This is a genomic window from Loigolactobacillus coryniformis subsp. coryniformis KCTC 3167 = DSM 20001 (assembly GCF_002706425.1).
Classification (GTDB): domain Bacteria; phylum Bacillota; class Bacilli; order Lactobacillales; family Lactobacillaceae; genus Loigolactobacillus; species Loigolactobacillus coryniformis.
Window position 1 is genome coordinate 842,597 of the sequence record NZ_CP017713.1, and the last position, 21,296, is coordinate 863,892.

25 protein-coding genes and 1 riboswitch are annotated in these 21,296 nt (G+C 43.6%); of the genes, 20 read left to right on the plus strand and 5 right to left on the minus strand.

What is annotated here, in order from left to right:
* Positions 1-44: 44 nt before the first annotated feature.
* Positions 45-494, minus strand: coding sequence for a DUF5067 domain-containing protein (locus LC20001_RS04165; RefSeq protein WP_029507987.1), 450 nt, complete (start codon positions 492-494; stop codon positions 45-47).
* A 258-nt stretch (positions 495-752) separates the two neighbouring features.
* On the opposite strand from LC20001_RS04165, the gene LC20001_RS04170 reads away from it, so the two are divergent.
* Positions 753-2,102: an IS4 family transposase gene (locus LC20001_RS04170; RefSeq protein WP_099267117.1), complete on the plus strand. Its 1,350-nt coding sequence runs from the start codon at positions 753-755 to the stop codon at positions 2,100-2,102.
* Between the two features lie 38 nt (positions 2,103-2,140).
* Here LC20001_RS04170 and LC20001_RS04175 read toward each other — a convergent pair whose 3' ends face one another.
* Positions 2,141-2,530 (minus strand): hypothetical protein, encoded by a 390-nt coding sequence (locus LC20001_RS04175; protein ID WP_056943248.1) that lies wholly within the window; start codon positions 2,528-2,530, stop codon positions 2,141-2,143.
* Positions 2,531-2,660: 130 nt separating this feature from the next.
* Here LC20001_RS04175 and LC20001_RS04180 point away from each other — a divergent pair, with 130 nt between their 5' ends.
* A complete protein-coding gene (locus tag LC20001_RS04180; protein ID WP_010010212.1) occupies positions 2,661-3,254 on the plus strand; it encodes a YdcF family protein in 594 nt (197 codons plus the stop codon).
* A gap of 40 nt (positions 3,255-3,294) precedes the next feature.
* Here the strand turns inward: LC20001_RS04180 and LC20001_RS04185 are convergent, their stop codons facing one another.
* Both LC20001_RS04185 and LC20001_RS04190 read right to left on the minus strand, forming a co-directional pair.
* A complete protein-coding gene (locus LC20001_RS04185; RefSeq protein ID WP_010010210.1) occupies positions 3,295-3,474 on the minus strand; it encodes a hypothetical protein in 180 nt (59 codons plus the stop codon).
* A 127-nt stretch (positions 3,475-3,601) separates the two neighbouring features.
* The gene (locus LC20001_RS04190) at positions 3,602-4,975 is read right to left on the minus strand and encodes a class II fumarate hydratase (RefSeq protein WP_010010209.1); all 1,374 of its coding nucleotides are present in this window, start codon (positions 4,973-4,975) and stop codon (positions 3,602-3,604) included.
* A 154-nt stretch (positions 4,976-5,129) separates the two neighbouring features.
* Between LC20001_RS04190 and queG the strand changes: the two genes are divergently transcribed.
* The 3 genes from queG to LC20001_RS04205 all read left to right on the plus strand — a co-directional run bounded on the left by queG (position 5,130) and on the right by LC20001_RS04205 (position 7,907).
* The gene (gene queG / locus LC20001_RS04195; RefSeq protein ID WP_010010207.1) at positions 5,130-6,281 is read left to right on the plus strand and encodes a tRNA epoxyqueuosine(34) reductase QueG; all 1,152 of its coding nucleotides are present in this window, start codon (positions 5,130-5,132) and stop codon (positions 6,279-6,281) included.
* 118 nt (positions 6,282-6,399) lie between these two features.
* Positions 6,400-7,482, plus strand: coding sequence for a glycerate kinase (locus LC20001_RS04200; RefSeq protein ID WP_010010204.1), 1,083 nt, complete (start codon positions 6,400-6,402; stop codon positions 7,480-7,482).
* A 65-nt stretch (positions 7,483-7,547) separates the two neighbouring features.
* Positions 7,548-7,907 carry a BMC domain-containing protein gene (locus LC20001_RS04205; RefSeq protein WP_003677135.1) on the plus strand — a complete coding sequence of 120 codons (360 nt, stop codon included), beginning with the start codon at positions 7,548-7,550 and terminating at the stop codon, positions 7,905-7,907.
* Positions 7,908-7,930: 23 nt separating this feature from the next.
* Positions 7,931-8,087, plus strand: a riboswitch (cobalamin riboswitch).
* Positions 8,088-8,283: 196 nt separating this feature from the next.
* Here LC20001_RS04205 and LC20001_RS04210 read toward each other — a convergent pair.
* Positions 8,284-9,258, minus strand: a complete 975-nt coding sequence (locus LC20001_RS04210; protein ID WP_010010203.1) for a PocR ligand-binding domain-containing protein — start codon at positions 9,256-9,258, stop codon at positions 8,284-8,286.
* Positions 9,259-9,530: 272 nt separating this feature from the next.
* Here LC20001_RS04210 and LC20001_RS04215 point away from each other — a divergent pair, with 272 nt between their 5' ends.
* From LC20001_RS04215 to LC20001_RS04285, 15 genes are all read left to right on the plus strand, one after another.
* Complete coding sequence (locus LC20001_RS04215; RefSeq protein ID WP_003677132.1) at positions 9,531-9,845, plus strand: BMC domain-containing protein; 315 nt, start codon at positions 9,531-9,533, stop codon at positions 9,843-9,845.
* A gap of 9 nt (positions 9,846-9,854) precedes the next feature.
* Positions 9,855-10,649 (plus strand): propanediol utilization microcompartment protein PduB, encoded by a 795-nt coding sequence (pduB, locus tag LC20001_RS04220; RefSeq protein ID WP_003677130.1) that lies wholly within the window; start codon positions 9,855-9,857, stop codon positions 10,647-10,649.
* 150 nt (positions 10,650-10,799) lie between these two features.
* On the plus strand, positions 10,800-11,519 hold the full coding sequence (pduB, locus tag LC20001_RS04225; RefSeq protein WP_010010201.1) for a propanediol utilization microcompartment protein PduB: 720 nt from the start codon (positions 10,800-10,802) through the stop codon (positions 11,517-11,519).
* A gap of 124 nt (positions 11,520-11,643) precedes the next feature.
* Positions 11,644-13,320 (plus strand): propanediol/glycerol family dehydratase large subunit, encoded by a 1,677-nt coding sequence (locus LC20001_RS04230; protein ID WP_003677127.1) that lies wholly within the window; start codon positions 11,644-11,646, stop codon positions 13,318-13,320.
* 93 nt (positions 13,321-13,413) lie between these two features.
* Entirely contained in the window at positions 13,414-14,118 is a 705-nt protein-coding gene (locus LC20001_RS04235; RefSeq protein ID WP_003677125.1) for a propanediol/glycerol family dehydratase medium subunit, read from the plus strand.
* 12 nt (positions 14,119-14,130) lie between these two features.
* Positions 14,131-14,658 (plus strand): diol dehydratase small subunit, encoded by a 528-nt coding sequence (locus LC20001_RS04240; RefSeq protein ID WP_003677123.1) that lies wholly within the window; start codon positions 14,131-14,133, stop codon positions 14,656-14,658.
* Positions 14,659-14,811: 153 nt separating this feature from the next.
* The gene (locus LC20001_RS04245) at positions 14,812-16,644 is read left to right on the plus strand and encodes a diol dehydratase reactivase subunit alpha (RefSeq protein ID WP_003677121.1); all 1,833 of its coding nucleotides are present in this window, start codon (positions 14,812-14,814) and stop codon (positions 16,642-16,644) included.
* Positions 16,645-16,648: 4 nt separating this feature from the next.
* The gene (locus tag LC20001_RS04250; protein ID WP_010010200.1) at positions 16,649-16,987 is read left to right on the plus strand and encodes a glycerol dehydratase reactivase beta/small subunit family protein; all 339 of its coding nucleotides are present in this window, start codon (positions 16,649-16,651) and stop codon (positions 16,985-16,987) included.
* A 162-nt stretch (positions 16,988-17,149) separates the two neighbouring features.
* Positions 17,150-17,728 (plus strand): BMC domain-containing protein, encoded by a 579-nt coding sequence (locus LC20001_RS04255; RefSeq protein WP_010010198.1) that lies wholly within the window; start codon positions 17,150-17,152, stop codon positions 17,726-17,728.
* Between the two features lie 69 nt (positions 17,729-17,797).
* A complete protein-coding gene (locus LC20001_RS04260; RefSeq protein WP_003677120.1) occupies positions 17,798-18,079 on the plus strand; it encodes a BMC domain-containing protein in 282 nt (93 codons plus the stop codon).
* Between the two features lie 26 nt (positions 18,080-18,105).
* A complete protein-coding gene (gene pduL, locus LC20001_RS04265; protein WP_003677118.1) occupies positions 18,106-18,744 on the plus strand; it encodes a phosphate propanoyltransferase in 639 nt (212 codons plus the stop codon).
* Positions 18,745-18,791: 47 nt separating this feature from the next.
* Positions 18,792-19,640 carry an ethanolamine utilization protein EutJ gene (gene eutJ, locus LC20001_RS04270; RefSeq protein ID WP_003677116.1) on the plus strand — a complete coding sequence of 283 codons (849 nt, stop codon included), beginning with the start codon at positions 18,792-18,794 and terminating at the stop codon, positions 19,638-19,640.
* A gap of 67 nt (positions 19,641-19,707) precedes the next feature.
* Positions 19,708-20,214, plus strand: coding sequence for a PduM family microcompartment protein (gene pduM, locus LC20001_RS04275; protein ID WP_003677114.1), 507 nt, complete (start codon positions 19,708-19,710; stop codon positions 20,212-20,214).
* The gene (locus tag LC20001_RS04280) at positions 20,196-20,468 is read left to right on the plus strand and encodes a EutN/CcmL family microcompartment protein (protein WP_010010195.1); all 273 of its coding nucleotides are present in this window, start codon (positions 20,196-20,198) and stop codon (positions 20,466-20,468) included. Before pduM ends, LC20001_RS04280 begins: the two co-directional genes overlap by 19 nt.
* 242 nt (positions 20,469-20,710) lie before the next feature.
* Positions 20,711-21,289: a cob(I)yrinic acid a,c-diamide adenosyltransferase gene (locus tag LC20001_RS04285; protein ID WP_003677112.1), complete on the plus strand. Its 579-nt coding sequence runs from the start codon at positions 20,711-20,713 to the stop codon at positions 21,287-21,289.
* Positions 21,290-21,296 lie beyond the last annotated feature (7 nt).

Below are 21,296 nucleotides of genomic sequence, written 5' to 3' on the forward strand. Positions count from 1 at the left end.
AGAGTTGCGGTATAAATGATTTATGCCGCAACTCTTTTTAGGTTCTATTTATTTTGTTGTAGTTGAATACTGATTGTTCCAATCGACTCTTTGTTGGTGGGATTGCTGGCAACATATTCAACAGTACTTGTATCATTCTGTAACGCTAAACCGACAACAGCGGTGACGGTCTGGCCAGCAGCTACGGCTGTTTTAGCTTGATTGCTATTTGTGGCGTAGCTGGTCTCACTTTGCTGATAGCTAGTAGCGGGAATACCTTCATTTAATTTGGTGCCATCTTGCTGGAATTCACCATATTGTTGTAATATCGTTGCTGGCGTTAAGTCAGCGTTGCTTTTATTTTTAAAGGTATAAGTAAAGAGGATCACTTTACCGTTATTATCGTCGCTGACTATCTGAATCTTACTGAATTCGAGCTGAAAATTTTTAGTGTTAAGTGTGTTACCAGAAGCGTAGGTATTATTTTCAGCTTGATAGCTTAAAACGTTTTTCAATGAGTCCGGTTGCTCGCCATTAAAATATTTTTTTGCGATTTGCTGTGCTTCCGTGTTTAGAGCAATAAAATTACGGGAGTAGGCGCTATTATTGGCGTTTTTAAGCGTTGTTAGTAAACTGCTAAAGGTTGAAAGTTAATATTCCCAATTGAGTCCCAATCTGTTGGGGCTTTTTTGTTATAAAAATAGACACGAAACACTCCGTATCTGTATAATTGAGTCGTCTAAAAAACAAACATACAGAGGAGTTTTCGTGCCATGTCTACTATACAACATTCTACCCCTAATATTCACCTAGCAATGCAACATTTTTCTAAATTGGTCCAGTTACCTGACGTTTTACGTCGCGCTAATATCCATAAAACTCGTGGTATTCAGGTGCCAGTCCTGTTTGAATGGCTGATCACCACTATTTTTACGCGCTATTCCATCTTTCGTGCCGAATCTGATCCACATTTTACTAAGAAAACCGCCCGCAACTGTCTCAATAATCGCCATACAAATTGGCAACGTCTAGTTATTTTACTCGCAGTGCGGCTAATTCAATATGTTAAACACTTTACGGATACCCGCCGTGCACAAGCGCTCATCCTAGATGATTCCTTATTCAAGCGTGAGTTCTCGCGTAAAACTGAGTTATTAGCTCGGGTTTTTGATCATAATCACCAGCGCTATTATCATGGCTTTCGTACGTTAACTTTAGGTTGGAGTGATGGGAATACTTTCTTGCCCGTTGATTTTGCGCTGATGTCATCTGGCAAAGCCAAAAATCAATTAGGTCCGATCAACCAATTTGATCCGCGTACATTAGCCGCACAGCGACGAGCACAAGCCAAACGAAAAATGAATGAGGTTGCCTTAGAGCTAGTTGATTCGGCTTTAAGTGCTGGCATTAAAACTAAATACGTTCTGTTTGATAGCTGGTTTGCTTCACCAAGACTATTTTTTGAGTTACTGCAACGCGGTCAGTTTGGTGTAGGTATGCTCAAACGCAGTGAGAAAGTTTATTTTCGTTATCGTGGTCGCCAAATGGATGTTAAATCGTTGTACGAGCGCCTTCGGCGGAGTAAATGGCCTCAGCATCAGAATTATCATTATAGTCCCATTGTCACTTTCGAAGTTGGAGGTCAGCCCATGAAAGTTAAATTAGTTTTCGTTCCTAACCGAACAGATCACAGTCAGTATCTGGTTTTAGGTACAACAAAAACGACCCTAGAACCTGACCAAATCATTCAACTTTATGGTCGTCGCTGGCAGATCGAGGGCTACTTCAAAGTAGCCAAACAATACCTGCGTTTTGATCAAACCCAAGTCCAAAGTTACGATGGACTGTGCGGCCATATGGCCATGGTCATGATGAGTTACGATATTTTAGCGCTGCATCAACGCGAACAAGTTGATGAACGAACGCTTGGCGATTTATTTTATAATTTTGGCCGCCCGTTGCCGGATATTGAGATCGCAGTCGCTTTAGCTTGGTTGATGTGCCAATTAACTGGTCTAGGTGAAAAGTTAGGGCTCACAACAACCATCATTGATGAACTCTTCGATCAATTTATCCGAACACTGCCCAATAATCTGGCCCAATTATTGGGCAATGGCGTGTAATAACTGAATTAACTAATTTTTAGTCTTCAAACTCAGGACTAGCAGGAGTTTGAAGTTATTTGGGTACTTTCAACCTTTAGTAAACTGGTAATTGTTTGGCTGTAGTGTAGTAATGCCTTGGTCAACTTAACGTGGGTCCGATTGTGTTTTAATTCAGTGTTTAACTGATCAATACTTTGCGTTGCCGTATTTAGCGAATCGCTTAATTGATTGTTGGCACTTTTTGACTGTTGATTGACCAGTGTAACGGGCTTCATGGCGGCATCAGTTAATGCAACGTATTTTTGCTGTAATTCATAGGTTGACTGGTTATGATCGACACTAGATGATCGTGCAGCACTGTCACTAGCTGAACTCTGTGAATGGCAAGCCGTTAATAACATTGTAGCGCTTAGTAAAGCGATGATTGAAATAATTAATTTACGCATGAAAAAATTCCTCCAACAAGCATCTTTAGTCCTATTTTAGCATCAATTGGTCAGCAAGTAGGGTAAATTTTTGCCTTTCACCTGCTAAGCAGGTATTCTGAAATAAAGAAGATCTAGGTGAGGTGATCAAATGCAAGCTAAGCAAAAATTTACGTTGCTGACATTAGCGACAGGTATTTTATTAGCAGCACCGGTAGTGACCTATCCGCAAGCTGCGCGGCAAAAGCGTAAGCGTGCCGATGTGATCATTATTCCGGGACATCCAGCAACTGCTACTGGAAAAGAAACACCGTTATTAAAAGCCGTCCTGGATCAGGCAGTTAAGTTATACCGTCGTGGTTTGGCATCATATATTTTAGTTTCTGGTGGTGCGATCCATACACCTGCGGTCGAGGCTGACGTAATGGCACAGGGTTTGATCAAACGCGGAATCCCACGAGCGGCAATTATTCGTGAGCGGCGAGCCCGGCATACTGGTGAAAATTTTGCCTTGGCGCAACCGTTGTTAGCTAATTTGCAATTAACGCGTGCAATTGTGGTCACCAGTGCGTGGCATATGCGCAAGGCGAGTTTTTATGCGCGCAAATACGGTATTCGCCACACGACTAGTGTCGCACCAACACCACAGCAAATCACTGAGTGGCAAGTAGTCAAAAACTTTACGTTGACCTATAGTAAAATGCTTTGTCAACTACCCTTAGCTTATCAGCGTGTACAAAAATAGACCGCGAGCAGCAGTAGTTCGCGGTCTTGCGGTATTATTCTTAGAATTGTAAGGTTAAGTGTTGGCGGCCCTTAGCAGTTAATTCACCATTTTTGATCAAGCCAAGGTTTTGTGCGCTGCGGTGAAGGCAAGCGCGGAAAGAATTGTGCTTGAGGATGATAGGATTGAAGGTACGGTCTTGAATTGCTTGCAAGTGTTTTTGTAAGTCAGTTTTTTGCATTTTACCAACGCTTCCTTTCTTTTAATTCTATGAATAATTGTGTGGTTAACAATACGCCACAAATAAAAATATAATTTGTGGTTAGTGTTAGTATAGCGAGCAGAAAGCGTAACCGTCAAATAATACGCTAGGGGGCTGGATGTGTCATTGCTGCTGGTTTAACCCATTGATCAAATTCAGTTGCGGTGACTGCACCAGAGGCCAAGGCTGCTTCACGTAAAGTCGTACCTTGCTTTTGCGCGCTTTGTGCGATCTGTGCACTTTTTTCATAACCAATGTGTGGTGTCAGTGCAGTAACTAACATCAAGGAATTCTCAACTAATGCCTGCATTCGTGGTGCGTTAACTTGCAAGCCCTTGACCAACTTTTCGGTCAATGAATGGATACTTGAAGTTAATAACTCAGTTGATTCTAGAAAAGTGGCAATAATGATCGGTTTATAGACGTTCATTTCAAAGTTGCCTTGACTAGCGGCAAAATTCAAAGTGGTGTCATTACCCATAATACGCGCAACAACCATTGTCAGTGCTTCGACTTGTGTTGGATTGACCTTGCCGGGCATGATTGATGAACCTGGTTCGTTAGCCGGGATGATCAATTCGCCATAGCCAGCACGCGGGCCACTCGCTAAGAAGCGAATGTCATTACCAATTTTCAAAAGATCACTGGCTAATGTACGTAAACAGCCATGGATCATATTGAGGCCGCTGTGATTAGCTAAGCCTTGGAATTTATTAGGCGCGACAATGAATGGAATCTGGTAGGTTGCGGCTAAGTCAGCAACAATTTTTTGATCAAAGTTAGCCGGTGTGTTCAAGCCGGTGCCAACAGCAGTTCCACCTAAAGGTAATTCTAATAATGTGGCCATATTTTGTTTGAGATATTGTTGATCGTGTTCCAAAGCGCTGATCCAGCCGCTGATTTCCTGACCAACAGTTAGGGGCGTTGCGTCTTGTAAATGCGTACGGCCGATTTTAACGATCGTTGCGAACTCGGTTTGTTTTTGCTGAAATGCAGTGATCAGTTGAGTCAATACTGGCAATAGGTCCACACAGGCTTGATAAGCGGCGATCATCATTGCCGCTGGAAAAGTATCATTTGAACTTTGCGCATGATTAACATCATCATTCGGCGATAATGGTAAATCAGGGGCAATTTGTGCCGCATAATGAACGATAACTTCGTTAACATTCATATTCGTTTGGGTGCCACTACCAGTTTGATAGACAACCAGTGGAAAGTCTTTACGGTGATCCTGTTTTAATAATTGATCAACCGTTTCTTCGATCAAAGTTGCTTTAGCAGGATCGATTTCACTCAAGGAAGAATTGACTTTTGCAGCTGCTTTTTTGATTTGTAATAGCGCTTTGATCACTGGATAGGGCATGGGACCACCGGTTTGAAAATTTTGCCGGCTGCGTTCCGTTTGGGCACCCCATAGTACGCTTTGTGGAACTTTTACGGATCCCAAGGAATCATGTTCAAGACGAAAGTCACTCATTTTTTACCTCCATTTATTCGTAATAAATCTATCATGGCTGCTTTAATCGCTGGCGTCAAGCGCTAGTCGTTTAATTCGCGGGAAAACCCTGCTATTATTTTGTCTGCAAAATCGCTAAAATTAAGATGAATCCATTCAAGTGAGGAATTTGCTAATGTATGACGACTTAAAACAAAAGATTATTGCCGCTAGCGCGGACTTAGGCATTGATAAAATTGGTTTCACTACAGCAGCGCCATTTGCAGAAATGGCGGCCAGTTTGAAGGCACAAAAAGCAGCAGGGCACACCAGCGGTTTTGAACATCAAGTTTTGGCGGAACGCTTGTATCCGGAGCAGATTTTTGAGCAACCACAATCAATTATTGCAATTGCCTTAGCCTATCCGAGTAAGATGCGCCAAAAAGCGCCACGTGATCGCCAGCAGCGACGTGGTAGTTTTGCGCGTGCTTCTTGGGGTGAAGATTATCATTTTATTTTACGCGATAAAATGCAGCAATTGGTTGAATTTATTGAGGCCAATGCTGCGGCGGAAGTACGCTTCAAACCGATGGTCGATACTGGCGAGTTAAGTGATGTTGCAGTCGCACAGCGGGCAGGTTTAGGTTTTATTGGTCGCAACGGCTTATTGATCACTGAAGAGTTTGGTTCATTTGTTTACATTGGTGAAATTATTACGAATATTCCATTTACGCCTGATCCGCCGGTAGAAAATCAGTGTGGCACTTGTACTCGTTGTATTGATTATTGTCCACCTAGCGCCTTAATGGGTGACGGTCGTTTGAACGCCCAGCGCTGCTTGTCCTATCAAACACAAACCAAGGGGATGATGGCCGCAGAATTTCGACCACAAATTCGTAGTGTGATCTATGGTTGTGATATTTGCCAGTTAGTTTGTCCGTTTAATCGGGGCAAGGACTTTCATCGCCATTCACGGATGGAGCCAGAAGTGGAGGAAGTAACTCCTGTATTGCAGTCAATGCTGACAATTTCGAATAAAGAATTCAAACAACGCTTTGGCCGTCTGGCAGGTTCTTGGCGCGGGAAAAAGCCGTTACAGCGTAATGCGATTATTGCTTTGGCCAACGTTAAGGACCGTAGTGCGGTACCTTTATTACTGGAAGTGATCGATAATGATCCGCGACCTGTTATTCGAGCAACCGCGATTTGGGCAGTCGCCGAGTTGGCGCAACATAATGAAGCGGAATTATTAGAATTCCTTCAAAATCAGCAAGTTTCGGAAAACGAAACTGAAGTGCAAGCGGCAATTACTGCGGCTACCGCTAAGTTAAAAAGTCAACAGGACTAAATAGTACTAAATTTAGTCAAGAAAGCATATTCTGAGTTTGATAGAATAATAGTTGGAAGCGGAAACACTTTAATGACTTTAGCTACCTTAAAAGAAGTGGCGTAGAGGAGGGCAGATTGTGACTAATAATGATCGTTATGCTTTTGCACAGATATCTACTGACCAAGTCGTCAATGATCAGTTAGCACAATTGCTCGAACAAGCGTTACATCAGCAGGCGCCTGCCGCGACTTTACAACGATTACCGTATTTAGATGATGATTATTTAACTGCGATCATGGCATTTTATCAGCAAAAAGTTCAAACGATGACGGTCACTGGACCATTGGAAATGCCGGTTACGGCACGTTATGGCGTTTTAGCTGCTGGTAAAATTGTGGTCATTGATATTCGCAGTTTGCTAGGGCCCCAATTGATTCCAGAAATTGCCCGCAGTCCGCTGACGGCTACTAGTTTTGGTCTAGGCGAATTGATGCGCAAAACGCGGACGACCCAAACCACTGATTTTATTTTTATTAATTTAGTTAATATCACCAATGATTTAGGTGTAGGGGCGTTAGAGGCCTTAGGTGCTAAGTTTACGGATAGCGCCGGCCAGCAAATTCATGGTGGTGGTAAATTAGGGCGTTTGCAGCAGGTTGATGTTACTGCATTGGCGACGTGGCAATCCTTACATTATCATTTTTATACCAATAAGCAGGTACGGGGCCCATTATTAGGTGCTGATGGTGTGACTTACCGGAATATTGGTCTGACCGGTGCTAGTCCAGAAATTGCTAAGGTCTTAGAAACGCAATTACAAAAATTTAGTGCTCAAGTAGTTGCAGTCAACTTTACTGACTGTCGGGCTGATGCTAAGGCCGAATTAGCAACTGGCCTAGGTTATTGTTTCCAAACCTTTTTTGGCCAGGTCACGGTAACGGATATGGCAACGGCTTTTGTTAAGGATACAGAAATGTCTGCGTTAGTGCAGCAGACGCCTTATTATTTTGTGGCCGCACATAGTTTGAGTTATCGGACACTTTTGGCGCAATACAACAAGCGCGTGATCGTTTTAGCTGATACAATTAAGGTCGAACCCACGGATAATGAAGTTGTGTTGTTTGATTATCCTAATGATATGAGTGACGCTGATCAATTGGCGCGTTTCACAATGACGCTTAATAATGCGTTACGTTTGATTTATTTCCGCCAAGTTTAAGGACTGATTGCAAGTGTCCGTAACAGCAAAAAATAATTATATTATGAAGTAGAGAGGTGTCGTTGATGGTAGTAAATGGATCAACTAAAAAACCTGAGCGCATGATTCAAGAATATGTTCCGGGTAAGCAAGTTACTTTAGCGCATATTATTGCGAGTCCGGATGAAGATATTTATACGAAATTAGGCTTAGATGATGACCATAATGCATTGGGGATATTAACGATCACCCCTAGTGAAGCGTCGATCATTGCCAGTGATATTGCGACTAAAGCGGGTAATGTTAAGCTTGGTTTCATTGATCGGTTTAGTGGCTCAGTTGTGATCTGCGGCGACGTTTCTGATGTGGAGTCAGCGCTGAACCAAGTAATCACCAAGTTACAAACGATCCTCGATTTCTCTGTACCGGTGATTACCCGAACCTAAGTTTGACGAGTAAGTAGCCACTTTAATTAAATAATGACCATTCAAGTGATCCAAAGGAAACTAGTGTAAATCTAGTGCTGTACCCGCAACTGTGAGATGGACAATGCATATAACCACGTTAGTTTGGAAGGATATGCGGCGATTGAGATCAAGTCAGGATATTTTGGTGAATGGTATACAGGCTTTTTCGGGAGTAGAGAAGCGCGGTGCTTTATTTAGCTAACAAAAAAAGGCGCAGCGGGAAAAGCCGTTGCGTCTTTTTAGCGTCTAATTTGGGAAAGCATTGAGAGGTTGCGGTTCGGCCTGAACCTGGTTGAAAAAGGGTGGTCCATTGTCGACTAGCTGTGCCATAACCTGAGTGCCTTTTCAATACATGCTAGTGGGTCTGGATTTGCTTACGGTATTGGCTAGGTGACGCGCCAACCGATTTTTTGAACGTTTTACTGAAGTAGCTGGTCTGCGAAAAGCCTAAACTGTGGGCAATACTGTCAACTGACCAAGTTGAATCTTGTAGCAGGATCTTAGCCCGTTCGATTTTTTTATTGTTAACGTAGTCGACAAAGTTGATCTGCATTTCCTTCTTAAACAGCTTACTTAAGTAGTAGCTAGATAAAAAGACATGTTCGGCGACTTCATCGAGACTGATCACTTCGTTCAAATGTTTATTGATGTAATCCAATGCTTTTTTGATCTCAGGCTTTTGCGGCTGGACGGGATGGTGCGGTTTCGTGATCGAAAAATTGATTTTAGCGGCCTGTTGTTGGTTATCTGCCGGATCTGGGCCCATTTTAGCTTTGATCTGTGCAGGTACTGGTCCCGGTGCATCGACATCAAAGGTACCATTAACAATATTAGATAGGTAATTATTGATGATGATCTTCAATAATTCGGCCCCAGATTTGATTTTACTCGGTTTAACTGTTGGTAAATTTGCGTAGGCCTCGCTGAGGATCGGATCTTTATGCCAATCGGTTTTTTCATTTAAAATAGGTTCAAATTCAGCGTCATCTGAGACCTTGGCTTGACCGCAAAGAATATAGCCGACTACTTGTTCACCTAACTTGATTGGATAGGAAAAATCGATCAACCCGGCATGACAGATATATGGCTGCGATTGTTTTGCTTGAACGGCGCGGCGGCCACCAAACATATCACAGTTTTGACAGAGCTGGCGCGTTTTCTCATTATTACGCATTAACTGACAAAAGGGAGTAAAGCCATAGCCGTAAGTTAGTTCGTCCCCGCGGGTATCAACTAGAATAGTGGGTAAGCCTGTTGCCTCAGCAAATTCACGTAGAATTTTATCGAGAACTTTCTGATTGTTACCAAAGTAATTTTCCGGAACAAGCATCTAATTACCTCCATGGTATTTGTAAAATTTAGATTTACAATTAACAAGAATTCATAAATATACTTTTCAGTATAAGCGGAAATTTAAAGTTAGTAAACCCTACTTGCAAGCGCTTAGCCAAAATGTAAGCATTTTTTTGTGGTGCAAGATATTGTCATTTTAACGTTAGTAATTTTTGGACAACTATCAGAATTCGGCAAGAATGTCGCATTCTTTTTTTTTATACTGGAGTTTGTAAACAGTTACATAATCCAATTTGAGGAGGAATCATTATGCAACAAGAAGCTTTAGGTTTGATCGAAACACGTGGCTTAGTCGCATCAATTGAAGCGGCTGATGCAATGGTCAAGGCGGCCAATGTCGAATTGACTGGCCAAGAAAAGATTGGGCAAGGACTCATTACGGTTATGGTCCGTGGTGACGTTGGTGCCGTAAAGGCTGCCGTTGATGCCGGTGTTGCTGCCGCAGAAAACGTTGGCGAAGTTGTTTCTAATTATGTCATTCCACGTCCACACACAGATGTTGAAAAGATCTTACCAACACCAGGTGCAGTTGGTGATGGCGATGTCAACGTTGAAAACGATTAGTGAGCTATTATGAAAGATGAATCGGAAATTATTGACCGCGTGATGGCGCGAATCTTGGCTAACAAGCCAACCGCTGAAGCGGAAAGTGAGGTCAACAGTTTGGCAACAGAAGGTAAGGCACTAACTGAGTTTGTTGGTACTGCACCGATCGGCGATACGATCGGTTTGGTGATTGCAAATGTTGATGCTGATCTAGCTGCAAAAATGGGCTTAGATCAAAAGTATCGTTCAATTGGCGTTGTTTCTGCGCGGACCGGTGCTAGTCCCCAAGTGATGGCAGTTGATGAAGCTGTTAAGGCAACGAACACGGAAGTTGTTTCCGTGGAAATGCCACGTGATACGAAGACAGGTGCTGGTCATGGTTCCTTGATCACGATCGGCGGCGAAGACGTCTCGGATGTACGGCGGGCCGTTGAAGTCGCTTTAGCAGCAACACCAAAAATGTTTGGCGATATTTACGCTAACGATGCTGGTGACATTGAAATGCAATATACTGCACGGGCAAGTTACGCTTGTAACAAAGCTTTCGGTGCACCGATCGGCCGTGCTTACGGCTTGGTCTGCGGCGCACCTGCAGGTATTGGCGTTATTATGGCCGACACCGCGGTAAAAGCGGCCAATGTTGATATTATTTCTTATGCCTCACCAAGCAAAGGAACTAGCCTTTCCAATGAAGCGATGATCCACATTAGTGGTGATTCTGGTGCTGTTCGTCAAGCAGTGATCGCGGCACGTGAAATTGGCATCAAATTGTTGAGCACAATGGGTGCTGAACCTAAAAATCAGCATCCCTCATATATTTAACTGAATTAGGCGTTTAAAAGGGCATTATTTTAGGACCATATTTCTTGCGGTACAAACTTTACCACAAGAATAGATACCGTCCGTAACATCAAAGTTGATTAACATTTTTGGTTGATCAACTACCCTAATCGTGAAGTAGGAGGTGGCAATTTGAATAATCTTGATCAATTAGCGGATAACAAGTTAACTGAGTATGTTGGTAAAGCACCGATCGGTGACACAATCGGCTTAGTCATTGCCAACGTAGATCAACAGATTCTGGATAATTTGCATTTAGATAAGAAATATCATTCATTAGGTATTTTAGGCGCACGGACTGGTGCTGGTCCCCATATTATGGCGGCTGATACTGCGGTCAAAGCGACTAATACTGAAGTTGTCGATATTGAATTACCTCGTGATACTAAAGGTGGCGGTGGTCATGGTTCCTTGATCATCTTCGGTGGTGACGATGTTTCAGATGTCCGTCAGGCGGTTAGTATCGCTTTAGAAGACGTTAAACGGACTTTCGGCGATGTTTATAGCACCGATGCTGGTCATTTGGAATTCCAATACACGGCGCGGGCAAGCCAAGCGGTGCATAAAGCTTTTGGTGCACCATTAGGCAAGGCCTATGGCTTAGTTTGTGGCACGCCAGCTGCGATCGGTGTTGTGATGGCTGATGTTGCAGTCAAAACAGCAGCAGTTGAAGTTTTGTCTGTTGCTTCACCAGCGCATGGCACTAGTGTTTCTAACGAAGCAATGGTCCACATTACCGGTGATTCTGGTGCCGTTCGTCAGGCTGTTATCTCAGCCCGTGAAGTCGGTAAAGTATTATTAGGTAATTTAAGTGGTACTGAACCTAAAAATGAATTTCCATCATATATTTAAGCGTTGGACAACAAGCCGGGTTGAGTTTCTTGTTGCATGGGGTGTCGCAAGGGAATTAACTAGCTTGTAAATACGATTTTGCCCAAGCAAAATCTATCCTAGTTATTAGAAGGAGGAAGCATACTTGAAACGTCAAAAAAGATTTGAGGAATTAGAGAAGCGGCCAATTCATCTTGACGGATTTGTAAAGGAATGGCCTGAAGAAGGTTTCATCGCGATGATGGGGCCTAATGATCCTAAGCCATCGATCAAAATTGAAAACGGTGTTGTCACTGAATTAGATGGCAAGAAACGCGCTGATTTTGATTTGATCGATTCATATATTGCGGAATATGGGATCAATTTGGATCGTGCCGAAGAAGTTATTCAAATGGATTCCGTTAAGATCGCCAACATGCTTTGTGATCCGAATGTTAGCCGTCAAGAAGTCATTGATATTACAACTGCCTGCACACCATCTAAATTGGAAGAGATCATCAGTAAATTGAACTTTGCTGAAATGATCATGGCAGCTCAGAAGATGCGTCCACGGCGGACACCAGCAACGCAAGGCCATGTTACCAATATTCGTGATAACCCAGCCCAGATCGCTGCCGATGCTGCTGATGCCGCATTGCGTGGGTTCCCTGAAGAAGAAACAACCACTGCGATCGCACGTTATGCACCATTAAATGCGATCGCGATCACAACTGGTGCCCAATCAGCACGGCCAGGTGTTTTGACGCAATGCTCAGTTGAAGAAGCAGCCGAATTAAGTCTAGGTATGCGTGGTTTTACTGCCTATGCCGAAACGATCTCTGTTTATGGGACTGAACCAGTCTTTACCGATGGTGACGATACACCTTGGTCTAAAGGATTTTTAGCTTCTTGCTACGCGTCACGTGGATTGAAGATGCGCTTTACTTCTGGCTCTGGTTCTGAAGTTATGATGGGCTACGCCGAAGGTAAATCAATGTTGTACCTTGAATGCCGTTGTATCTTGATCACCAAAGCATCTGGTGTCCAAGGTTTACAAAATGGTGGTGTTAGCTGTATCGGTATCCCTGGTGCCGTACCATCAGGTATTCGTTCAGTACTTGGTGAAAACTTGATCTGTATGATGGTCGATCTAGAATGTGCTTCGGCTAACGATCAGGCCTTCAGTCATTCCGATATGCGGCGGACTGAACGGATGATCGGTCAGTTTATCGCTGGGACAGATTATATTTCTTCCGGTTATTCATCGACACCTAACTACGATAACGTTTTTGCCGGTTCTAACGCTGATGCGCATGATTATGATGATTATTATGTTTGGGAACGTGATCTAGCTGTCAATGGTGGCTTACATCCGGTTCAAGAAGATGACATCATCAAGGCACGTAATTATGCTGCTAAGTCTGTTCAAGCAGTCTTTGAAGATCTTGGCTTACCAGCGATCAAGGATGAAGAAGTTGAAGCAGCAACTTATGCCGATACTTCCAAAGACATGCCTGATCGTGATATGGTCGCCGATATGAAAGGCGCACAAGATATTCTTGATCGTGGCGTTACCGGTGTTGATATTGTTAAAGCATTAAACAATCATGGCTTTACTGACGTTGCTAATGCCTATTTGAACTTACTGCGTCAACGTTTAGCTGGTGATTTCTTGCAGACTTCTGCTATTTTTGATGAGAACTGGAACGTTATTTCCGCCATCAACAATGCTAATGATTACAAAGGTCCTGGCACTGGCTACCGTCTCTGGGAAGATAAGAAAGAATGGGATCGGATCAAGGATCTACCATTCGCTATCGATGGCAAAAATGCTAAATTGTAATCACTTATTGCGTGTTGCGTAATTAAGTATTGTTAACGAAAACAGACCGCTATTGGTCTTAAATCTAACCTACTTTTTAAAGGAGGAAATAACATGGCAGAAATTGATGAGTCATTACTGCGTGCCATCGTCAAAGAAGTTTTGCAGGAAGTAAATACAAACGAAACTAAAATTGATTTCAGCGATAAAAATGCTAGTGGCGCAGCGACAGCTGTTGCCGCAAAGCCTGAAGCAACTGATGCACCTAAACAACTTTCTTGGTTTAAACATATTGGCGTTGCTAAACCAGGGACTTCTAAGGACGAAGTTGTCATTGGGGTCGAACCTGGTTTTGCCGAACATTTGACCCATACATTGACTGGTTTGGATCACAAAGAAGTGCTCCGCCAAGTCATTGCTGGGATCGAAGAAGAAGGATTGCATGCACGGGTCGTTAAAGTTTATCGGACAGCCGATGTTTCATTCGGTGGGGTTGAAGCCGATCATTTATCTGGCTCTGGAATTGGGATCTCGATTCAGTCTAAAGGGACAACAATCATTCACCAAGTTGATCAAGAACCATTATCTAACTTGGAATTGTTCCCTCAGGCACCAGTTATTGATCTACCAACTTACCGGGCCATCGGTAAGAATGCTGCTAAGTATGCTAAGGGTGAATCACCAGTACCAGTACCAACGGTCAACGACCAAATGGCACGGGTGCAATACCAAGCACTTTCCGCATTAATGCATATTCGGGAAACCAAGTATGTTGTAATTGGTAAACCAGCTGATGAAATTCAAGTAACGTTTGATTAGGAGGCGTTAAAAGTGGCAGAAATGGATGAATTAGTCAAAAAAATCATGGCTCAAATGCAGCAGCAAAATGATGCGCCAACTGCGCAATCAACGACTACTGCAAGTGCCCCAACCGCACCTACAAAAGAATTAGATGCATCAGATTATCCATTATTTTCCAAACATCCCGATTTGATCAAATCACCAAGTGGTAAAGGCTTAGATGAAATCACTTTGGATAACGTCATGAAGGACAACGTTAAGGCTGATGATCTGCGAATCACAAAAGAAACCTTGCAGTATCAAGGTGAAATTGCTAAAAACGCTGGTCGCCCAGCCATTCAGAAAAACTTTGCTCGGGCTGCAGAATTAACGGCTATTCCCGATGAAAAAATTTTAGCAATGTATGGTGCATTACGGCCATATCGTTCTTCTAAACAAGATCTGGAAGATATTGCTAAAGAATTGGAAACTAAGTATAACGCACCAATTTGCGCAGCTTGGTTCCGTGAAGCAGCCACTAATTATGAAGGTCGTAAGAAGTTAAAAGGCGACAACTAGTTGTTGCCAGAATAAGATTTCTGTATGGTGTTTTGTTTTTGCGCTAGGAGCGTTCACCGCTAATTTAGTGAAGGATCTTGGTTATAAAACCAAGCAGATCAGTATAGAAATTGAATTCAAATTCTGAATAACTATTGGTAGGGAGGAGCTCTCATGGAAAAAGTAATTGGTGTCGATATCGGGAACTCATCAACTGAAGTTGCTTTAGCCAACGTTGATACAGATGGTTCAGTTGACTTCATTGCTTCCGATATTGCTGAAACGACTGGGATCAAAGGCACATTGCGTAATCTGATCGGTATTCGCAAGGCGTTAAATGGCGTTTTGCATAAAGCTGATCTAGATATTGCCGATGTGGATCTAATTCGGGTCAATGAGGCGACGCCGGTAATTGGTGATGTGGCGATGGAAACCATCACAGAAACAATTATTACTGAATCAACCATGATTGGACATAATCCGCGGACACCTGGTGGTCTAGGTCTAGGTATTGGGTATACGGTCAACATCGTTGATTTGATCAAACAAACGGATAAAGAACGCAGTTACATTGTCTTGATCCCACGTAGTGTTGATTTTGCTGACGCTGCTAAATTGATCAATATGTATATCGGTTGCGGTTATAAAGTTACCGCAGCGGTCATGCAAGGCGATGATGGCGTTTTAGTCGATAATCGTTTGGATACTAAGATTCCAATTGTTGATGAAGTTGCTTTTCTGGATAAGGTACCAGTCGATATGTTGGCAGCTGTCGAAGTTGCTGAGCAAGGACGGGTGATTTCTGAGTTATCGAATCCTTACGGGATCGCCACTGTTTTTGGATTGAATTCTGAGGAAACGAAGAATATCGTACCTGTTGCCCGGGCCTTGATCGGCAACCGTTCAGCGGTTGTGATCAAGACGCCTAAAGGTGACGTCAAGGCACGAGTCATTCCGGCAGGCACATTAACGATCCATGGTGATAATGGCCGGACGGAAAAGGTTGGCATCTCTGATGGTGCCGATAAGATCATGAAGGTCATCTCCAGCTTTAAGACGATCGATGATGTGACCGGTGAACCTGGAACCAATATTGGCGGTATGCTGGAACGTGTTCGCCAAACGATGGCCGAACTTACTGGCAAGCAGCTTAATGAGATCGCCATTCAAGATCTGTTAGGGGTCAATACCTCAGTACCGATCAATGTCAAAGGCGGTCTAGCAGGTGAGTTCTCGATGGAACAGGCCGTGGGGATCGCTTCTATGGTCAAGTCTGACCGGCTGCAAATGTCGCGGATCGCTAAGGAAATCGAGAAGGAACTCAACGTCAAGGTTGATATTGGTGGTGCCGAAGCCGAGGCCGCAATTCTCGGTGCGCTGACCACACCAGGGACAACAAAACCGATTGCTATTTTAGATCTAGGGGCCGGCTCGACCGATGCCTCGATCATCAATAAGGAGAATAAAATCGTTGCGATCCATTTAGCCGGTGCTGGCGACATGGTTAGCATGATCATTAATTCTGAACTCGGTTTAGATGATCCTTATTTGGCTGAAGATATCAAACGCTATCCGTTAGCCAAGGTTGAAAATTTATTCCAGCTGCGGCATGAGGATGGTTCGGTACAGTTCTTTGAAAAGGCATTACCGGCTGATATTTTTGCTAAAACGGTGGTGGTTAAGCCAACCGGTTATGAACCAATTCCAGGTGAGCTTTCGATCGAAAAGATTCGTATCGTTCGGCGTACTGCGAAGAAACGGGTTTTTGTTGCCAATGCGATCCGTGCCTTACAGCATGTTAGTCCTACTGGCAACATTCGTGATATTCCATTTGTGGTTATTGTTGGTGGCTCGGCACTTGACTTCGAGATTCCACAATTAGTCACAGATGAATTGTCTCATTATAATTTAGTTGCTGGTCGCGGTAATGTACGTTCGGTTGAAGGGCCACGGAATGCCGTTGCCACTGGATTGATCTTACGTTATGCCAATGAGGTAAGGAGGTAAGCGGATGGCAGTTAAACCTGTGATCGTAATCGCGAGTGGTACTGATGATCAACGCTTGCAGCCGCTACTTTATGGGATCGAGGAAGAACAAATTCCGTATGTATTGCGACCTATGGATGTTAGTGGGTCGTTAGCCCATATCGCCCATGAAGCAGCGATCGCCTCACCATTGTCGGTAGGCATTGCCTATGATCGGCAACAGATCGTTGTTCACTACAAGAATTTACCAGAGGCTGAACCGTTGTTTACAGAAACTTGGGGCAACGATCATAAGCTACGTGCGCTCGGTGCTGACGCTGCACGTCTGGTCAAAGGTGTGCCATTTAAGAAAATTGAGTTATGATTTTCAACTAAAGTGGTACAGCATCCGTAACATTAAATGCGGACAAACGTATTTTAGTGTTAGTTAGTTTAGCGAAAACGTGGTTGAAACAGCAGGTTACGGAATATACGCAATCTGGGCGCTTTTTCAACCCGCACTATTTTGTGAAGGGGGGAACCGGAAATGAATGATGCACTTGGCATGGTCGAGGTTATTGGATATGCCTGTGCCGTTAGCGTGGCCGATACGATGGTCAAAACTGCTGCCGTTGATATTCAAGGTTTGCAGCGTGCTAAAGGTTCCGGCTGGCTCACCATCAAAGTTACTGGTTCAGTTGCAGCGGTCGAAGCCAGTGTTAATGCTGGTAAGGCACAAGCACAACGAGATCACCTCTATGTAACTTCGAAGGTGATTCCACGCTTAGGCACTGGTTTAGGCCCAACCTTTTTACCGCAACCTAAACCAAAGCCCCAACCGCCAGTAACGCCGGAACCAAAGACTACAAGCAAGGTGGCGCCAGTGAGTGCTGCGGCTAGTGCAGCTGACTCAGCAGCGACTTCGGTCTCAGCTTCTGCGATAAGCGAAGCTGCAGCGGTTAGTCATGCGTCTAAGCCGACGACCGAGCCAACACCGGCGACTCATTACACTTGTAATTTATGTAAAGATCCTGCTTGTCCACGTAAAAAAGGCGAGCCGCGCGCTTCTTGTATTCATTTTAATGAAGTTGAAGCTGAGCAAAATAAATCATCACACAAAAAATAATCTGTTTATAAAGCTGCCGTTAAAGGCTTGATAACAGGTATTTAAACAATAATCAGGAGGTTGTTATTTATGAACAACGCATTAGGTATGGTAGAAACAAAAGGTTTAGTCGCAGCAATCGAAGCAGCAGATGCTATGGTCAAAGCAGCTAATGTTAGCTTAACTGGTTACGAACGTATCGGTTCAGGTTTAGTTACAGTTATGGTTCGTGGTGATGTTGGTGCCGTTAAAGCTGCTGTTGATGCCGGTACTTCTTCCGCTGAACAAGTTGGCGATGTTTACGCTTCATACGTCATTCCTCGTCCACACAGCGATGTTGAAAAGATTTTACCAAACGGCACAGAAAAATAATTTTAGATAAAGCGGTGTATTGAATTATGAATGAAGAAGAATTACGTAAAGTTATTCGCAGAATTATTAAAGAAGAGTCAGAACCAGGGATTCCGGTGGCGGTTTCTAACCGCCATGTCCACTTAACTGAAGCGGATTACAAAGTCCTCTTTCCCCATGAAGAGATTTCACCGCGGAAATGGCTGACCCAACCTAAGGAATATGCAGCTAACCAAGTGGTTACGATTGTTGGACCTAATGGTAGCGAGATTCAGCATGTCCGGGTCATGGGGCCTTGCCGCAAGCATTCGCAGGTTGAATTAGCTCGTTCGGATGCACGCAGTCTCGGCATTACAGTTCCAGTTCGTTTGTCTGGTGAATTAGATGGTACACCATCGATTAAAGTAAAAACTGCCGATGGTGAAGTCACAATTCAAGGTGTGATTGCTGCAAAACGCCACATTCATATGAGCGATAAAGATGCGGAACGTTTCGGCGTTAAGTATGGTGAAACCGTTGAAGTGGCCATTGAAACTAATGGTCGGCGGACGATCTATGATGATGTCATTGCGCGGCCTAATCCAGATTTTGTTTTGGAAATGCATATTGACGTTGACGAAGCTAACGCAGCTTGCGTTGGTCCTGATACGGTTGGTCACATTATTCCTAAAGACAAACGAATCTAATTATCAGCAACTTGTGCTACAAAATTAACCACTAGAGGTGTATTCAAATGCAGACAGCAAAAAAGCAATGGACGTTAGATACCGCTAATCAAACGTTGAGGAAGTTCGCAAAGTTGGTCAACGGTGATAAAGCCGCCCGTAAATTGCATAAGGATGAGACGTTGAAGGTTGGTGTGGATCTCGGTACGTCATCAATTGTTTTAACTGTTTTAGATCAAAATGATCAACCCTTATATGGGGCGTTTGAATACGCCAAAGTTGTTCGTGATGGCATTGTCGTGGATTACATTGGGTCAATTCAGATTTTGAAACGATTAAAAGCGCAGGCCGAAACTGTGTTAGGCCAGACGTTGACCAGTGCTTGTGGGGCCATCCCCCCGGGTACTGGGGAAAATAGCGCTAAGGTGGTGGCAAACGTCATTGAGGCTGCTGAAATGGAAGCTAAGGAAATTGTTGACGAACCGACCGCAGCCGCTAAGTTTCTTCATTTAGCGACGGGGACGGTAGTTGATATTGGCGGTGGGACAACGGGAATTAGTGTTTTTAAGCAGAAACGGTTGGTCAAAGTAATTGATGAGCCAACTGGTGGTTCGCATATGACACTTGTTTTAGCTGGCTATCACCATATTCCGGCTGACGATGCAGAATTAATGAAACGTGACCCCAAGAAAGATAGCGCTAATTTTCCGATTATTCGGCCAGTTGTAGAAAAGATGGCGACGATCACCAAAAATGTGATGGCCACACAATTAGCTGAGCCAGTGATCGTGGTTGGCGGGGCGACTAATTTTAAAGATTTTGTTGCAACTTTCAGTCATACCCTAGGTCGTGCCGCACAAAAACCTGAATTTCCGCAATTTGTAACACCATTAGGCATTGCCATGTACGATAAATAAAATAGAACAGCTTGTTGATCGGTTTAATAAGCCGTTCTTAATTGTGAAGTAAGTAGAGGTGGTTGCGATGAATGAAGAACTCATCCAACAAGTGTTGGCACGCTTGCAGAAAAGACAGCAACAAAAGATCGATTTTTTCTACCAATCTGATCAGCCAGCACCCAGCGCAACGATCTATTATGATTATGCTAGCGTCACCGTTCAAAATGTTTCGATTCCCTTGATCCGTGATCTCTATCGAATGGATGTGTCTGATCCATGGGTGCAATGGTTAATGACTGGTATCGGCTACCGAGTCCATTTAACATTAGCGGTCAGCTTTAAGCAACTTGACTTTATTCCGTTGCCGATGTTAACTGCATGGGCATTAAAGTTCAAGACTTATCAGCAACAACCAATTGCTGCTTTCGAACAGACCCAGATCACACGGCGCGATTTAGTTAAATTGCCGCCAAAAAGTGTGGTGCTAAAAACACACGCACAAAAAATAACAATGTTGGGGCAAGAAGAATTGGTCAAGCGCCAGCTCGTCCTCCAAGAAAGGTCGAATCGCACATGTATATGGGAAAAGTAGTCGGCAGCGTGGTTTCTTCACAAAAGGATACGTCATTGATTGGACGTAAATTAATGATCGTACGCCAAGTTGATAGTAATGGCGACCCTATGAATCGTGAGGAAGTTGCTGCAGATACGGTAGGTGCTGGCATTGGTGAATATGTCTTAATGGTTCGTGGTGCTGGTGCACGTCATAGTCTTGATGGCGACAGTTCGCGTCGAGATGTCATGGATGCAGCAATTGTCGGCATTATCGATCGTTTCGATAAATAGGGCCATGCTTCAACTAGGCGTATTTTGCCTAAGTTGAATGGACACTGTCGCTGGTTTTCGACAACACTAGTAAGCAAGTATTGATTAGTTGAACTTTTTGGCTAAGCAGAACCTGCTTCCCGTTGTCGATTGGACTAGTGTCGAAGTACGGCAAGTCCAAGTCGCACCGTCAGGAACATCAAAGAATTATTAGTGCATTTGGCTAATAAATCAACCTTGATCGTGGAATAGGGATGTGAATAATGGCAATTTATACTAAGACTGGTGATAAAGGTAATACAAGTTTATTTGATGGCGGCCGCGTTAAAAAGTATGATCTGCGGGTCGAAACTTACGGCACTTTTGACGAGTGCAACGCCCAAATCAGTGTTGCTGAAAAGTATTGCCAAATTTCAGAAAATAAAGAATTGCTGAAACAAATTGAATATAAAATGTTCTTCTTGCAAGGTGAGATCGCTACGCAAGATACCGACAAATTTTACGGTAAAAGTCAGCGGATCGAAGCTGAAGATATTCATTTATTAGAGCGTACGATCGATAAGTACACGGATGAATTGCCAGCAGTAGATAGTTTTATTTTACCGGGAATGAGTTTGGCCGGCGCGCAACTGCATGTTTGTCGAACGTTATGTCGGCGTGCAGAGCGTCGATTAGTCCAGCTGAGTGAGACGATCAAGTTTCGTCCAGAAGTTGAGCAATACGCCAATCGGTTATCGGACTTCATGTATATCTTGGCCCGGGCAGAAGATCATTATGCGCAACAGCAGAAATTAGTTGATGAAGTTGTTAAACGCTACTGTAAAGCAATTGAATCAAAATAGAAACGAA

Bases quoted from the DNA above. Each gene is read 5' to 3' on its own strand.
- LC20001_RS04170 (WP_099267117.1), top strand. From the start codon at position 753: ATGTCTACTATACAACATTCTACCCCTAATATTCACCTAGCAATGCAA.
- LC20001_RS04175 (WP_056943248.1), bottom strand. From the start codon at position 2,530: ATGCGTAAATTAATTATTTCAATCATCGCTTTACTAAGCGCTACAATG.
- LC20001_RS04180 (WP_010010212.1), top strand. From the start codon at position 2,661: ATGCAAGCTAAGCAAAAATTTACGTTGCTGACATTAGCGACAGGTATT.
- LC20001_RS04185 (WP_010010210.1), bottom strand. From the start codon at position 3,474: ATGCAAAAAACTGACTTACAAAAACACTTGCAAGCAATTCAAGACCGT.
- LC20001_RS04190 (WP_010010209.1), bottom strand. From the start codon at position 4,975: ATGAGTGACTTTCGTCTTGAACATGATTCCTTGGGATCCGTAAAAGTT.
- queG (WP_010010207.1), top strand. From the start codon at position 5,130: ATGTATGACGACTTAAAACAAAAGATTATTGCCGCTAGCGCGGACTTA.
- LC20001_RS04205 (WP_003677135.1), top strand. From the start codon at position 7,548: ATGGTAGTAAATGGATCAACTAAAAAACCTGAGCGCATGATTCAAGAA.
- LC20001_RS04210 (WP_010010203.1), bottom strand. From the start codon at position 9,258: ATGCTTGTTCCGGAAAATTACTTTGGTAACAATCAGAAAGTTCTCGAT.
- LC20001_RS04215 (WP_003677132.1), top strand. From the start codon at position 9,531: ATGCAACAAGAAGCTTTAGGTTTGATCGAAACACGTGGCTTAGTCGCA.
- pduB (WP_003677130.1), top strand. From the start codon at position 9,855: ATGAAAGATGAATCGGAAATTATTGACCGCGTGATGGCGCGAATCTTG.
- LC20001_RS04235 (WP_003677125.1), top strand. From the start codon at position 13,414: ATGGCAGAAATTGATGAGTCATTACTGCGTGCCATCGTCAAAGAAGTT.
- LC20001_RS04245 (WP_003677121.1), top strand. From the start codon at position 14,812: ATGGAAAAAGTAATTGGTGTCGATATCGGGAACTCATCAACTGAAGTT.
- LC20001_RS04250 (WP_010010200.1), top strand. From the start codon at position 16,649: ATGGCAGTTAAACCTGTGATCGTAATCGCGAGTGGTACTGATGATCAA.
- LC20001_RS04255 (WP_010010198.1), top strand. From the start codon at position 17,150: ATGAATGATGCACTTGGCATGGTCGAGGTTATTGGATATGCCTGTGCC.
- LC20001_RS04260 (WP_003677120.1), top strand. From the start codon at position 17,798: ATGAACAACGCATTAGGTATGGTAGAAACAAAAGGTTTAGTCGCAGCA.
- pduL (WP_003677118.1), top strand. From the start codon at position 18,106: ATGAATGAAGAAGAATTACGTAAAGTTATTCGCAGAATTATTAAAGAA.
- eutJ (WP_003677116.1), top strand. From the start codon at position 18,792: ATGCAGACAGCAAAAAAGCAATGGACGTTAGATACCGCTAATCAAACG.
- pduM (WP_003677114.1), top strand. From the start codon at position 19,708: ATGAATGAAGAACTCATCCAACAAGTGTTGGCACGCTTGCAGAAAAGA.
- LC20001_RS04280 (WP_010010195.1), top strand. From the start codon at position 20,196: ATGTATATGGGAAAAGTAGTCGGCAGCGTGGTTTCTTCACAAAAGGAT.
- LC20001_RS04285 (WP_003677112.1), top strand. From the start codon at position 20,711: ATGGCAATTTATACTAAGACTGGTGATAAAGGTAATACAAGTTTATTT.